We start from the raw sequence: 14,467 nt of genomic DNA, 5'->3' as shown, positions 1-14,467 counted from the left end.
TGCCCCTCTTCGCTCACGTCTCATGCTCGACAACCAACGCCGGATTAGCACTTGCCCGATATTTCGACAGGCTTACCCAGGCCAGTGGTATCGCACTCAGACACGCCGCCGCGAACAGCCAGTGGGCAGCGGCGAGCGCATCCCCGCTCTGTCGGTAGATCAGGGTAATCAGGGTCGGCGTTGAACTGCCGAAGACGGTCACCGACAAGGCGTACGCCAGCGAAACCCCCAGGGCCCTGACTTGCACCGGAAACAGCTCTGCCAATGCCGCCGCGGCCGGGCCCGTGTAGAGCACCATCAAGACCGCCAGCCCGCATTGGAAGCTGATCAGCGTCTGGAGGCTGGGGCTGCTGTTCAACCATACGAACCCTGGATATGCGCAGAGCGCGACCCCCACGGCACCGATGAGCATGACGGTATAGCGCCCGATGCGGTCCGATAGCAGTGCGGTCAAGGGACACAGCAGCGTGATGAGACCGACCAGCACCAGCCCCAGATAGGCCTCGTTGCGTGGAACTGCAAGCACCATCGACGCATAGGTCGGCATGAAGTTGATCAATTGCGTCGCGACTGTCCAGAGGACGACGATCAACACCCCCATCACGAGGTTAGGCAGATAGGGGCGAAGGCTTGCCCCCTTCCCTGCCAGCGCTTGATTACCCTGGCTATCGAGAAAGCGGCGCAGCGGCTCGCTTTCCTCGAGGCTGCGGCGAATCTGCAAGCCCGCCACCACCACGAGCAGTCCGAAGACATAGGGCACGCGCCAACCCCATTCATCCAGCTGGGCTGGCGTCAATGCGCTCGACAACAGGCTCGCACTTAAGCCACAGAGTAAAAATGATCCGGCTTGTGCCACTTGTTGACTGGAAGCAAACAGACCACGGCGGTCGGCGGGTGCCGTTTCGACAAGATAGGCCAGCGCGCCACCAATCTCTCCTCCTGCCGCGCCCCCCTGCAATATGCGTGCGACGACAATGCTCAACGGTGCCCACCAACCAATGGCCTGGTAGGTCGGGCACACCGCAATGATCAGGGTCCCGGCGCCCATCAGCATGATGGACAGGGTCAGCGCGGCCTTGCGCCCCCGGCGATCGGCATAACGTCCCATCAGCAGCGCCCCCAATGGCCGGGCAACGAAGCCGACGGCGAGCGCCAGGTAGGAAGCGAGCAACGACATCAAGGGGTCGGAAGCCGGAAAGAACGCTGCGGCGATCTGCATGGCAAAGATCGCGAACAGGGTGAAGTCGAACCATTCCAATGCGGCGCCCACACTCACCGCCAGCACCAGCTTTTTGCGTTCGCGCCCCTGGCTATCCAGGGCTGCGGCGCTCATTGCTCACCCCTGGCTGGAAGTGGAGGTAATGACTCACAACGCGCCAGGCGACGCAGGAATCGTTCACAAGCCTCAAGTTGAGCCAGGTCCACATACTCGTTCGCCTTGTGCGCTTGCTTGATACTGCCCGGGCCACAGACGATCGTGGGGATTCCCTCGGCCTGGAACAACCCAGCCTCGGTGCTGTACGCCACGCGCTGTCGGCCATGGGCCATCGAACTGGCCTGACGGATCCACTGCGCGAACGCCTGATTACCCCTCTCATCCAGCCCCGGGGTATGCAGCGTGTGGGAAAACTCGATGGACGCCCCCGCCGAGCGATCATTCATTTCGCCGTGCATGGCCTGGTTGGCGTCGTCCTTGATCTGTACCAACAGCTGCTCGGCATCGCATCCGGGCAGGTAGCGAATCTCGAAGTCGAAGCTGCATTGGCCAGGAATGACATTGCCAGCGACACCGCCGTTGACCCGACAGACCTGAACCGTGGTGTACGGGACATCAAACCCGCCGTCCAGCGGCCCTTTCGCCAGCCGCTTGGCCACTTGCTGAAGCTGCATCTGCACCCTCGCGGCATAGTCGATGGCATTGACCCCCTCGCTGGGCAGTGATGAATGCGCGACTTTGCCATGGACACAGCAATTGATTTCATGACGCCCTTTGTGGCCGATCACTAGCTCCATTGAAGTCGGCTCGCCGACAATGCAACCGGCGGGCTCCAGCTGTGCCTGCGAGATGAAGGGCGCCAGATGTTTCGCACCCATCGCGCCCACCTCCTCGTCATAGGACAAGGCCAGGTGAAAGCTTTGCCGTGCAGACGCCATCAGCTCGGGAGCCATCGCCAGTACGACAGCGATAAACCCTTTCATATCCGAACTGCCGCGACCGTACAGCCGTCCGTGGTCCAGGTGGGCACTGAACGGGTCCTGCGCCCAGGCCTGGCCCGCGACGGGCACCACGTCGGTATGTCCGGACAGAATGATGCCCCCGGGGCGCGGCGGTCCGAGACTGGCAAACAGGTTCGCCTTGCGCCCGGTGACGTCCGGTAGAATCTGGGCCTGCACCCCGACGCCGTGCAGGTACCCGCTCACCCATTCGATAAGGTCCAGATTGGAACGGTCGCTGACCGAAGGGAAACCAATCAGGGTTCGTGCGATTTCCAACGTGCGTGCGAGCACGCTGCGGCCGTCATTCGAGCAAGCGTCTGCCGCCCCCTGTGCGAAGGCCAAGGAAAGAGTCATGGGATGCTCCAGTAAACCGAAGTCTATTTTTGAAGGGCGACAGGCATGGGGCCCGAGCGAACAACCTGCCTGTCTCGCGAAAACCAGACGTTGGACAACAACACCGCCACGCACACCACCGTAACCAGGACTGGCACCCAGGGGCTGTGCCAGGTGGAGAGCACGAACTCGGCCGCCAAGGCGATGACCGGCACGCACGGCGTGAGAATCGACACCCGCCCGCCTCCCAATTGCTGGATGGCAAACTGCAGGGTGAACACCGGAATCAGCACGCTGACGAATGCCAGCTTGATCAATTGGCCGAGCATGGCGGTATCAAGCGTGAGCAACTGGTGCAGGTTTTCCCGGCCGACCCATCCCGTGACAATCAAGAGCAGGAAGAACCTGACGCACAGAATATCCATGGCGCTGTACTTGCTGTCGCGGTTCAGTCGAGCCGAGCAGAACACGTAGATCCCGCCAGTGATCCCGGCGACAGAGGCCAGGGCAATGCCCTCATGCAAATTGACAAGACTGACCTGGGCCGTGACCCCCAGCGCGAGACGCATAAGAACCAGGGCCATCAGTGACAACAGGATTAGCAGCGCGCCCAGCCACCGGGAACGACTGACCGAGGACCGCGCCACCAGCATTTCACAGACCACCACCACCAGCGGCATCCAACCCTGATAGATGGCCGATTCCACCGACGCCTCGATGCGCTGCAGGGCCATGAACATCAGCCACCAACTGAACAGCGTCAGCACATTGAGCAGCAGCACGCCGCGCCACTCCTCGCGCAGCAGGCGAAACGGGTCATGACCACGCAAGGTATGCACCAGGAAAAATACCGCCCAGGCCATCAGGAAGGTAATGAATGTCAGCGCCGCCCCACTGATACGGGTGAACGCCACCATGACCCAGACGGCCGAGAGCGCCGTCGAGATGCAGTAGACCGCCATGCTGACGGCACCGAGTATTCCTGTCTTCATGCCTGCTCCTTGAGAAAAACCTGTTGCCTGCCGCCCACTGGATTGATCATGCGGTTCCCGGCTCCAGCACTTCCACCTGGGTTGGCACGTACTGCTGCAAGGCTTCGAAGTCGGCGCGCAGTACCTGTGGATCCGCGTTGTACAACGTCAGGATGCCCGCGGTATCGGCCAGGGACCGGGAGTCCACCACCATGCCCGGGGCGACCCGCCAATCGATGTCGTAGGCACTGGAAATGGGCGGTTCGTTGAGTTGGCTGATCCGGCCTTTGCGCAAGGGCAACAAGGCGGACACCACGTTGTTCTTCTCGTTGGGCTTGATGTCATCGAGCGCCGCGGCACCGGCCACGAGGTAGAGATTGGCGTCGATCAGGTTGATGTCGCTGTTTTTCTCGTGATACGGCACGCCGATGCCGCCAGGTACGCGTGCGGCAATTTCCAGGAACACCGGATAACCGCGTTTGCGGTCAACAAAAACCTCGTGGTGCGTCGAGCCGTTGCGAAAGTTCAGGGCCGCGATCACGTCCCGGTTGAAGGCTTCCAGGGTCGCCCTGAGCGCAGGGTCGGCCACGGGAATCACGCTCAAGGGCTTGCCCTGGACAAAGTCGAAGTTGGTGCAACCCAATTCCAGGACGCCGCAGTAGCGGATTTGGCCGTCAACCACAAACGAATCGCACTGGAACATGTCGCCGTCGATGAACTCGTCCACCTCATAATCGAAATGATACGGTGACGCCAATACTTGCTCGCGGGCCTTGTTGAATTCGACCTCGTTGCGAATGATCGACACCTCGAAACTGCCTGCCGCGTTCACCGGTTTCAGGACCAGGGGCAAGCCCAATCGCGTCGTCAGCTCAGCGTAGTACGCCTGTGGTTCAGCCGATAGGCGTACGTGATCCAGTGGTACGAATTCGGGAATGCGTATCCCCTTCTGGCTGACGGCGTGCTTCATCAGCACCTTGTCGCGAAAATTCGCCACGATCGCCTGTGTATCGCCCTCTAATCCGAACTCTTCGCGTAACTGGGCCGCCAGCTCAACGTGGCATTCTTCCTGGCAGAAAATACGCAATGACGACGTGTTGCCCTGCACGGCGCGCAACTCATCGCTGATGACATCTCGACATTGGTCATGATCGAGCAACGGGCGAATGTTGCGCTGCAGGTCGGCATCGACGCGCACCACCTGCGAGACGTTGCGCTCGAGCACGGGCGGCAGGACATCGGCATGATAGGCGATCAGTACGGTGCGACAGTCTCGTCCCAGCGTCTGCAAGGCCTTCTCGGAGGCGAAGTTCAGGTAATGGGGCGTCAGGAAAACGATAGTCTTGATCATGGTAATGCCTCACTGGAAGTCGACGTTCATGCGGTAGAGAAGGCGCGCATCGGCCCCCCCTTCACTTTTGGGGATTGGCGGACCTTTATGCAGCGTTGAGAGGTTGTCCCAGATCACGATGTCGCCTGGGCGGTAGGCATGCCGATAGCGCGGCGCCTGCTGAACGAGGAAGTCGACCAGACTGTCGAGAATGCGATGGGACAGTGCAGGCGTTACCCCTTCTATTTGCATGGCCGTGGCGGCTGGCGCATAAAGCGACGTCGCGCAGGAGAGCGGATGTTTGAGCACCAGGGGGTGAACCACGGTGTCTTCCAGCGCGCCTGCCTCCTGGGGATTGAGCTGTTGCACCGCCGCGGCGGCATTGCGCAGGGTGTCGCGATTGCCGAAACGGTGGTGAACCCGCAGGTTTTCCAGATCGAGGCCCTTCAGGTGTTGCGGGCAACCCGGACTTTCCAGCCACTGGCGAACCTGGTGCAGGCCTGCGACACAATCGATGAATTGAGTCTCGCCGTGCTGGTCCGGCACCTGCACGGACAGCAGTGACGTGAACACCGTATTCGCCGATTTGTACGACATGTCGGTGTGCCAATACCCGCCTCCTTCATGCACGCCCAAGGCCTGGCCGTTGCGATGGAGATTGGTCACGGTCAGCACTTCTCGGTAATCCTCGAGGCAGTACTTGGCCAACACATGATGCACAGGCGAACCCAGCCTGCGCATCAACTGCACATAAGGGGCAACACTGACGTCCTGGTTGGCGATGACCAGCACCTTGGCCCGGGCGATGGCCTGCTTGAGCTCCGCTGTCGATTGCTCGAGCACATCGCCAAGGTCCATGCGCAGCGGCTGGAACATCCTCACGCCCATGACCGCAGCCCTTCTTGCAGCGATGGCGTGGCACTCATTTCCGCTGCTGCGGGCACCATCGTGTTGATCGACGCATAACCTGAGGCTGCCCCCGCGAAATACAGGCCTGCGACAGGGCTTTTCCCATCCTGGTGGCAGGTGAATCCGGTCTGTGGGTTGAGCAGTTGCGGCCAGTCGGTGGCGGGCAGTTGTGCGGTGACGCCGATGGCCGAAACCAGGCATTGATCCTTCGCCGATATATCCAAGTGCAGCTCATACCCCTCGGATGCCTGGGCTTCGACCAGCCGGCCGGCCTCTCGAGCCTTGCGGCAGGAAGCCTGGAGCAGCGAATTGCCGTTGAGTGACGCCGGAAGATCCAGGACGACCTTGTCGCCTTCCTGGCGAATGCTGTTGTAGGCATGCAGCCAGATATTGGCCCGGCCCGTACTGTTGGCGCCGTTGAGCGGCCCTTGAAAGGAACTGGACGACGTCTTGGCTATCATCTCCAGCGTGCGCTGGCTCAGGGACCTGAGGGCAAACCGGTCATCGGTCTCCTGGGGATACAGCCCCAGATAGGATTTGATCAGGATCGACACATTGCGGGCGAACGGGGCAAGCAGCAGTGCGATCTGGAACGCACTGTTACCGCTGCCGAAGATGACGACGTCCTGCTGCAGGAAACGCTGGACCTGGCCCCGCGCAACCATTTGGTAGACGTCAAAGCAATTGAGCCAATGCGCATTGGGCATTTCGAAGGGCGGCGCCTTCGGGCGAATCCCGGTCGCGAGGATAATCTGCTGCGCACGCAAGGGATGCCCCTGGGAACCCGGGGCCAGGTTTACCTCGAACAGCCCCTGCGCCTTGCTTACGGTGACCACCCGTTGCTGGATCCTGGTCAATGGCAAGGCTTCGAAGTTGCTCCGGATATAGGCGGCGTATTCCTCGCCAGTGGGGCTGACGCACAACTTGCGCATGAACCGATGCAAGGGATAGGGGGCCCCTTCGATCTCCAGTTCATTGCAGTACGACTGCAATGGATGGTCCCCCATCATGCCCATGCATCCCCCGAATACATCGCTGATGACCGCGACTTTCAGGCCCAGATCGATCAACCGGATACACTCGCTCAGCCCTGCGGGACCGCCGCCTACGACAATGACGTCGAACACATGCTGCTCCATTTCAAAAATCCTCCAGGCGGGCACAAGCTTGATCAACAATGGGTTTGGCTACCGAGAAAGAAAATCTGACATAGGTGGGGCACTGCCCCAGATAGAAGGGCGTCGCGGGCAATGGCATGACCCCGCAACGAACGGCCAGGTGTTGACTGAATTCAACCGGGGACAATGAAGGCGCCCGCCGTGAATAGTCGGCCATGAGGTAATGGCCGCCCGCCGGTAACTGGATATCCAGCCCGGCGGCCATCAGCGCACCTGCCAGGCGATCGCGTTTGTGCTTGTAGTGCTCGCGCAGGCTTTCGAGTCGCCCGATGGTCAACTCATCGAGCAAAACCGCGACGGCTGCCTGTATGGGGGTGGGTTGGCAATAGCTCAGGTACAGGTGATGGGCATAGGCTCGCGCCATGAAGGTTGCCTGCGCGCACAACCAGCCGATCCGGACTCCGGTCATGGACAACAACTTCGAAGCGCTGCCTGCCACCATCATGGGAATCTGTTGATGGGGGTACTGCGTCGGTGCGTCGGTGTCGTACTGATAGTGACGGTAGGCTTCGTCGACAATCACCATGAAGTCATGGTTTTTTGCCAGCGCCACCAGATGCTGCCAATCATCGGCGGACATGCACCATCCGGTCGGGTTATGGGGGGTGTTGAGCAGCAAGATGCGAACACCGGCACGCAATTGCTGCTCGAACATTGCCCAGTCAGGCCCCCCTGCCGCCAACGGCAGTGCAACAGACTCCAGCCCCAGCAGTGTGGCCATTCCGGGGTAATAGGGATAAAAGGGTTCAAAGAAGGCGACCTTGCTGCCGTATTGCGAAGACGCTGCGTAGAGGGCCAAGTACAAGGCCTCGGTACAGCCGCTGGTCACCAGCACTTCGCTGTCAGGTGCATAGCCGGCACTGTGGGCCGCAATGCTTTCACGCAAGATCATTTCGCCGCGAGGGTCGGCGTACTGCCAGCCCGACCGGACCTGGTGGGCCAACGCCGCATTCATGGCATTGTCAAACAAGGGTTCAGGAAGTCCTTGCGACAGGTTCAACGCCCCTGAGGATGCCGCATATGCACTGGCATCCCTGAAGGGCGCCACTCGACCAATCAATGTCATATCGTCCATGACTTCCTGTCCCCTTGTACCGATCGGTCAGGCGTGAGTGGCTACTCGGTTGAGTCCTTGCCAGAATCGGGTCAACAAGTTCAATACATCGGCAGCACCCTCCAGGATATTGTTGCCGTTGTCAGTGTCCCGGGCTGCCTCCATGACCGCATCACTGATCCACTGCACATGATCGGTTTCCACCAGCATGTGCAGGTAGAAGTAGGTGAAGTCTTCGTGTTTCCAACCGCTGTAGAGACGGAAACCTTCGTACAGGTTGGCGATCATCGGAAAACCGAACTCTTCGATGACGTAGTGAGCACCAATGGCGTGCTCCGTCGAACCTTCGAGAAAGATCCGGCGCAGGCCGTCGACCAGCTCGCTGGCTTCGGGAATGTATTCAACCTTCTTCCAGTCATCCAGCGTGATGCCGACACCGGCAAGTACACGCTCAAACATGATGAAGTGTGCTTCGCCTACCCCATCACCCAGCTCAGACACCACCGTGCGCGCCAACTTCATCCGAATCACTTCGCTGTCAGTGCGGTGCGAAGTACCTGCCAGGATCTGGGGGAACGTACGAATGTAATAAAAGTACTGTTGGAACACTTTCTTCAACGTTGCCTTGGGCAGCGGGGCCTGGCGAAACGTTTTGTAGAATGCGTTGGTGTTGATCCCCGAAGCCGTGATCATTCCTTTAATCGAATGGATGATTTGCTCACCCGTCAGATAGCCTTGTTCCATTTGCTGAGCCGGCATAGATCCCCCCAAATACGATAAGGTAGCTTGGACGACGGCGACGGAATGTCGCTGCGCGTTTCAGATAGTAAACAAGCAATCCATGCAAACAAATTGATAGTTTTAATCGGTGGCGATAACAACAATAGATTTATTTTGAAACGAAAAAATCTAATAAATATTAACCTTTAAAATCAATAGGTTACTTTAATAATAAAAATAATCTGCACAAAAATGGCGCATTATTTATTTTCCGCACTAAATAGATGCATCCAGCTCGCTAAGCTACAAATAACTCACCCCGCCTTGGAAGTCCTCTATAGTGAACAACCAGCCCATTGATATCGCATTAACCATCAAAGCCGAGCGAACCGCGCGCCAATGGTCCATCGGCGAGCTCGCCCAGTTCTCTGGTGTATCGAAGGCAATGATCAGCAAGATTGAAAACGCGCAGGTCAGCCCTACCTCGACGATCCTGGGACGATTGTCGGGCGCTTTTGGTTTGCCCCTGTCCACCCTGCTGCATCGAGCCGAGGGGCGCTCGGGGCTGCTCTCAAAGGCTGCGGAGCAACCACGTTGGGTCGACCCGGAAACCGGCTACGCGCGCCAGCAAGTCTCCCCGCGGGAGGGTTGGCCACTGGAGCTCATCAGCGTGCAACTGCCCCCGGGCGTGCGCATCAGCTACCCCGCCACCGCCTACGCATTCCTTCATCAGCAAGTGTGGACCACGCAAGGCACGCTGACCTTTACCAAGGGCACCACCACCTACGTCCTGGAACAAGGCGACTGTCTGCAATTGGGGCTACCTGAAGAAGCCTGCACGTTCGAAAACGCCACGGCGCATGTTTGCGAGTACGTCATCGCCCTGATCCGCAAATAGCAACCGTCATGAGCAACCGGGCACCGCATACGCGTCCTGGATGGCCGTCAGAGGCAGACATCAGAATCTGACATCAAATCGTCATCACTTTGTCGCCGAAATGCCACGGCGCCTGGGTACTGTCCTCGCCAATGAGATCGATCTCAAGCGAGTGATCATGACGGACTTGAAAGAAGTGGCACGTTTGGCAGGGGTTTCGCGAGCAACCGCCGCTCGCACCTTTGCCTCCCCTGAAGTGGTGCGCCCGGCCACCCGCGAGCAGGTGTTCGCCGCCGCGCGCCAACTGGGTTTTCGACCCAATCGCCTTGGCCGTCAACTGCGCTTGCAGGTGACCAAACTGATCGGCGTGGTAGTCCCCAACCTCCTCAACCCGGTGTTCGCCGAACAATTCCAGGCCATGGAGCGTGCTGCGCGTTTGCGCGGTTACAACCTGCTCCTGGCAACGACCGACTACAGCAGTGAACGCGAAAGCGTGGTGGTCGAGGAACTGTTGCGCCAGCGCGTCGATGGCCTGGTGCTCACGGTGACCGACGCCGAGAGCAACCGCGTGCTGCAAAGCCTGGACAACGAGGACACGCCCTTTGTGCTGGCCTATCACCAGCCGGGCAACCCGGACTACAGCGCCGTGTCGGTGGACAACCGCGCCGGCATGGCCCTCGCCACCCGTTATCTGCTGGAGGTCGGGCATTGGCGCATTGGCATGGTTGCCGGCCCTGCCCTGCAATCGGACCGCGCTCGCCAGCGCTACGCCGGTTATTGCGACGCCATGCGTGAGGCCGGTCTCGACAGCCTGCCGGTGATTGAAATGCCGGCCCATACCCAAGCCGATTTCGCCGCCATCGAGCCGCTGCTGCAAGGTCCACAGGGGCTCAGTGCGCTGGTTTGCTCCAACGATTTACTCGCCATCAGCCTGATTGCCGAGTTGCGCCGCAACGGCTGGCACGTGCCCCAGCAACTCTCGGTCATTGGCTTTGACGGCATCGCCCTCGGCACCCAGATGCACCCGACGCTGTGCAGCGTCGTTCAGCCCATCGAGGCGCTGGCCTGCACGGTGATCGATCAACTGCTGGCGCAGATCGCCGGCGCCCCCCCGGTTTCCCATTGCCTGGCCTGCCATATCCGGCCGGGCGAAAGTACTCAACCTTACGAGGAGACACTTGATGATCCGCTTGCGTAAAACCCTGGCGACGTTGCTGCTGTGCGGTGTTGCCAGCCTGGCCCAGGCCGCCGAAACGGCGATTTGCTACAACTGCCCGCCGGAATGGGCCGACTGGGGCGCTCAGCTCAAGGCGATTGCCGACACCACCGGCGTGCAGGTTCCGCTGGATAACAAGAACTCCGGGCAGGCGTTGGCGCAACTGGTGGCCGAACAGGCCGCTCCGGTGGCGGATGTGGTGTATTACGGCGTGACGTTCGGTTTGCAGGCACAAAAAGCCGGAGTGGTAGGCACTTATAAACCCAAGGGCTGGGAGCAGATCCCGGCCGGTTTGAAGGACCCGCAGGGACACTGGTTTGCCATTCACTCCGGCACCCTGGGTTTCATGGTCAATGTCGATGCGCTGGGCGGCCTGCCCGTGCCGCAAAGCTGGAGCGACCTGCTCAAGCCTGAATACAAAGGCATGGTCGGCTACCTGGATCCGTCCAGCGCGTTCGTTGGCTACGTCTCTGCGGTCGCGATCAACCAGGCCATGGGCGGTAGCCTGGATAACTTCGCCCCGGCTATCGATTACTTTCAGAAACTGGCGAAGAACTCGCCCATCGTGCCCAAGCAAACGGCCTATGCACGCGTGCTGTCCGGCGAGCTGCCGATCCTGGTCGATTACGACTTCAACGCCTATCGCGCCCGTTACAAGGACAAGGCCAACGTTGCTTTTGTGATTCCCAAGGAAGGCAGCATCAGCGTGCCTTACGTGATGAGCATCGTCGACAACGCCCCCCATCGGGCCAACGCCGAGAAGGTCCTGGATTTCGTCCTGTCCGAGCAAGGCCAGGCACTTTGGGCCAAGGCCTACCTGCGGCCGGTACGGGCGATGAAGATGCCTGCCGAGATCGCTGCGCAGTTCCTGCCCGACAGCGATTACGCCCGGGCCGGGGTGGTCAACTACGAGCAAATGGCGGCGGCACAGGAAGCCTTTTCCGCACGCTATCTGCGTGAGGTCAAGTAAGTGACCGCCTCGGTAATAAAAGCCCGGGCAGTCCGCTCGGGCAGGGCCTCGCTGCCGCATTTACGGTTGACCGCGGCCTGGGCCCTGGCGCCTGCCGCGGCGGTGTTGTTCGCGTTCTGGCTGTTGCCGCTGGCGCACCTGATCGTGCTGGGCGGGCAAAGTCGCGAGGGTAGCGAAAGCGGTTACTGGCAAGTGCTGAGCAGCGCGCAATACCTGGGCAGCCTGGCGCAGACCTGCCTGCTTGCCCTCGCCACGACCCTCGCGGCGCTGCTGGTGGGTGGCATCAGCGGGGTTTTCCTCAGTCGCCAGCGCTTCTTCGGTCGTTCACTGCTGGTTGCCTTGTTGACCTTCCCGCTGGCATTCCCCGGTGTGGTCGTCGGGTTCCTGGTGATTCTGCTGGCCGGCCGCCAGGGTTTGTTCGCCAGTCTCGGTCTTGAGCTGGCCGGTGAGCGCTGGATTTTTGCATACTCGCTGATGGGGCTGTGCATCGGTTACCTGTACTTCTCGATCCCGCGAGTGATCCTCACGGTGATGGCTGCTTGCGAAAGCCTGGATCGCAGCCTGGAAGAAGCCGCTCGATCATTGGGCGCCGGTCATTGGCGGGTGGTCTGTGATGTCATCGTCCCCGGCCTGGCACCGGCACTGGTCTCCTGCGGGGCGATCTGCTTTGCGACGTCCATGGGCGCTTTCGGTACGGCGTTCACCCTGGGTACCCGGCTTAATGTGACCCCGGTGGCGATTTACAACGTGTTCACCAACTACGCCAATTTCGCCGTGGCCGCCGCACTGTCGGTAGTGTTGGGGGCACTGACTTGGGCGGTGCTGCTACTGGCCAGGCGCCTGGCGCACAATGCGAGGACTGTCCTGTGAGGCGCTCAACGCTGTTTGTCGGGCAACTGCTGTTCACCTTGCTGGTCTGCGCCTTCATGTTGGTGCCCGTGCTGATGTCGCTGCTGGCCGGGCTGACCCGCAATTATTTCCAGGGTGTCTCCAGCGGCCTGACGTTCGATTGGCTGGTGCAGGTCTGGCAGGCCTATTCGCCGACGGTCTGGCTATCCCTGCAGTTGGCGGTGGCCTGTGCGTTGTGCGTCTGCGTGGTCGGGGTACCGGCGGCCTACGCGCTGGTAAGGATGAACAACCGCTTCAGCCGCGCGTTCGAGGAGTTGCTGGTGCTGCCGGTGGCAATGCCAGGCCTGGCCAGCGCCTTGGCGTTGCTGCTCACCTATGGCCAGTTCGGCGGATTTCGCGGCAGCTGGCTGTTCATTCTCGTTGGCCACGTGCTGTTCACCCTGCCGTTTCTGGTGCGTCCGGTAATGGCGGTGATGCAACGCCAGCACCTGCCGGTCCTGGAAGAAGCCGCCGCGAGCCTGGGTGCCGGACCGCTACGACGGTTCTTCAGTGTGGTGGTGCCCAACTGCCGGGCGGGGATCCTCGCCGGAGTCTTGATGGTCGTCACGCTGTCGCTGGGCGAGTTCAACCTGACCTGGATGCTGCACACCCCGATGACCAAGACATTGCCGGTGGGCCTGGCTGACAGCTATGCCTCGGCGAGGCTGGAAGTCGCCAGCGCCTACACCCTCATATTCCTGTTGATGATCGTGCCGCTGCTGATTGCGCTGCAGGCCATCAGCGCCCGCCTTTCCCGTGGAGAAAAACGATGAGCGGAACCACCATTCGCCTGGCGGGTTGCCGCAAGGCGTTCGCGGACGGCACCGTGGCCGTGCATGACCTGGACCTGACCATCGACGCCGGAGAAACCCTGGCGATCCTCGGCCCGTCCGGTTGCGGTAAAACCACCACCTTGCGGCTGATTGCCGGGCTTGAGCGCCCGGATGTGGGGCAGGTTTTTTTTGGTGACACCGATGTCACCCGCCTGCCCATCGAACGTCGTGACGTGGGCATGGTGTTCCAGAACTATGCGTTGTTTCCCAACCTGGATGTGGCCGGCAACATCGTCTATGGCTTGAAGATTCGCGGCATGGCGCCCGCCGAACGCAACAAGCGTTGCGCGGAGTTGCTGGAACTGGTCGGCCTGCGGGATCACGGCAAGCGCGGCATTCATGAGTTGTCCGGCGGTCAACGCCAGCGGGTCGCCCTCGCCCGTGCCCTGGCGCCCAAGCCCCGGGTCCTGCTGCTCGATGAACCGTTGGCGGCACTGGACGCGCAATTGCGTGAGCGCTTGCGCAGCGAGTTGGATCAGTTGCTCCGCCATCTGGGCATTACCGCGGTGTTCGTCACCCACGATCAGGGCGAAGCCATGGCCCTGGGCAATCGGATCCTGGTCGTGGAACACGGCCGCGTCGCGCAGTTGGCCAGTCCACGGGACATCTACCAACAACCGGCCAACACTTTCGTCGCCAGTTTTGTCGGCAACCTCAACGCTTTCCCGGTACTTGAGCACATGCCCCTGGGCTTGAAAGTCAGCGGCGGAGAGTTGCCGTGGCGCGGTGGCGGGCTGCCTGCCACCGTCTACTGCCGGCCCGAGCATTTGCGGGTGATGGACAGCGTGGGGCATCTGCGTGGGCGCTTGGTGGGCCAGTTTTTCCAGGGCGCCCAAAGCCGCTTGCTGGTGGACGTCGGCGCCGCCCAACCATTGCTGGTGGACAGCACCGACGGCGTCATCCACACCCCCGGTTCACTGATCGCCTTGGCCGTCGAGCCGCAGGTGCTGTTCACCCTGGCATCGTGATAT

14 protein-coding genes are annotated in these 14,467 nt (G+C 60.7%); 6 read left to right on the top strand and 8 right to left on the bottom strand.

What is annotated here, in order from left to right; genetic code table 11:
- Window positions 1-13: 13 nt before the first annotated feature.
- From PBDP_RS15230 to PBDP_RS15195, 8 genes are read right to left on the bottom strand one after another with little or no spacing between them, the layout of a single operon-like run.
- Window positions 14-1,333 carry an MFS transporter gene (locus PBDP_RS15230; RefSeq protein ID WP_212800861.1) on the bottom strand — a complete coding sequence of 440 codons (1,320 nt, stop codon included), beginning with the start codon at window positions 1,331-1,333 and terminating at the stop codon, window positions 14-16.
- Window positions 1,330-2,571 carry an acetylornithine deacetylase gene (gene argE / locus PBDP_RS15225; RefSeq protein ID WP_176687871.1) on the bottom strand — a complete coding sequence of 414 codons (1,242 nt, stop codon included), beginning with the start codon at window positions 2,569-2,571 and terminating at the stop codon, window positions 1,330-1,332. The genes PBDP_RS15230 and argE overlap by 4 nt, the downstream gene beginning before the upstream one ends.
- A gap of 23 nt (window positions 2,572-2,594) precedes the next feature.
- Window positions 2,595-3,542, bottom strand: a complete 948-nt coding sequence (locus PBDP_RS15220) for an EamA family transporter (RefSeq protein WP_212800860.1) — start codon at window positions 3,540-3,542, stop codon at window positions 2,595-2,597.
- 46 nt (window positions 3,543-3,588) lie between these two features.
- Complete coding sequence (locus PBDP_RS15215) at window positions 3,589-4,872, bottom strand: ATP-grasp domain-containing protein (protein WP_212800859.1); 1,284 nt, start codon at window positions 4,870-4,872, stop codon at window positions 3,589-3,591.
- 9 nt (window positions 4,873-4,881) lie between these two features.
- A complete protein-coding gene (locus PBDP_RS15210) occupies window positions 4,882-5,739 on the bottom strand; it encodes a TauD/TfdA dioxygenase family protein (protein WP_109754087.1) in 858 nt (285 codons plus the stop codon).
- Window positions 5,730-6,899, bottom strand: a complete 1,170-nt coding sequence (locus PBDP_RS15205; protein ID WP_212800858.1) for an NAD(P)/FAD-dependent oxidoreductase — start codon at window positions 6,897-6,899, stop codon at window positions 5,730-5,732. Before PBDP_RS15205 ends, PBDP_RS15210 begins: the two co-directional genes overlap by 10 nt.
- 1 nt (window position 6,900) lies before the next feature.
- Window positions 6,901-8,004: a pyridoxal phosphate-dependent aminotransferase gene (locus tag PBDP_RS15200; RefSeq protein WP_256594259.1), complete on the bottom strand. Its 1,104-nt coding sequence runs from the start codon at window positions 8,002-8,004 to the stop codon at window positions 6,901-6,903.
- A 36-nt stretch (window positions 8,005-8,040) separates the two neighbouring features.
- A complete protein-coding gene (locus tag PBDP_RS15195) occupies window positions 8,041-8,751 on the bottom strand; it encodes an iron-containing redox enzyme family protein (RefSeq protein WP_109754084.1) in 711 nt (236 codons plus the stop codon).
- Window positions 8,752-9,052: 301 nt separating this feature from the next.
- On the opposite strand from PBDP_RS15195, the gene PBDP_RS15190 reads away from it, so the two are divergent.
- From PBDP_RS15190 to PBDP_RS15165, 6 genes are all read left to right on the top strand, one after another.
- Entirely contained in the window at window positions 9,053-9,610 is a 558-nt protein-coding gene (locus PBDP_RS15190; protein WP_109754083.1) for a helix-turn-helix domain-containing protein, read from the top strand.
- A 157-nt stretch (window positions 9,611-9,767) separates the two neighbouring features.
- A complete protein-coding gene (locus PBDP_RS15185; protein WP_212800857.1) occupies window positions 9,768-10,787 on the top strand; it encodes a LacI family DNA-binding transcriptional regulator in 1,020 nt (339 codons plus the stop codon).
- Window positions 10,771-11,775 (top strand): ABC transporter substrate-binding protein, encoded by a 1,005-nt coding sequence (locus PBDP_RS15180; RefSeq protein ID WP_212800856.1) that lies wholly within the window; start codon window positions 10,771-10,773, stop codon window positions 11,773-11,775. The genes PBDP_RS15185 and PBDP_RS15180 overlap by 17 nt, the downstream gene beginning before the upstream one ends.
- Window positions 11,776-11,826: 51 nt before the next feature.
- Window positions 11,827-12,645, top strand: coding sequence for an ABC transporter permease (locus PBDP_RS15175; protein WP_212802507.1), 819 nt, complete (start codon window positions 11,827-11,829; stop codon window positions 12,643-12,645).
- Entirely contained in the window at window positions 12,642-13,436 is a 795-nt protein-coding gene (locus PBDP_RS15170) for an ABC transporter permease (RefSeq protein WP_116832430.1), read from the top strand. Before PBDP_RS15175 ends, PBDP_RS15170 begins: the two co-directional genes overlap by 4 nt.
- Window positions 13,433-14,464, top strand: coding sequence for an ABC transporter ATP-binding protein (locus PBDP_RS15165; RefSeq protein ID WP_212800855.1), 1,032 nt, complete (start codon window positions 13,433-13,435; stop codon window positions 14,462-14,464). The genes PBDP_RS15170 and PBDP_RS15165 overlap by 4 nt, the downstream gene beginning before the upstream one ends.
- Window positions 14,465-14,467: the final 3 nt, after the last annotated feature.

Origin of the sequence: Pseudomonas sp. St290 (genome assembly GCF_018325805.1) — a bacterium.
Lineage (GTDB): Bacteria > Pseudomonadota > Gammaproteobacteria > Pseudomonadales > Pseudomonadaceae > Aquipseudomonas > Aquipseudomonas bijieensis.
This window is presented reverse-complemented; position numbering and strand designations above follow the sequence as displayed.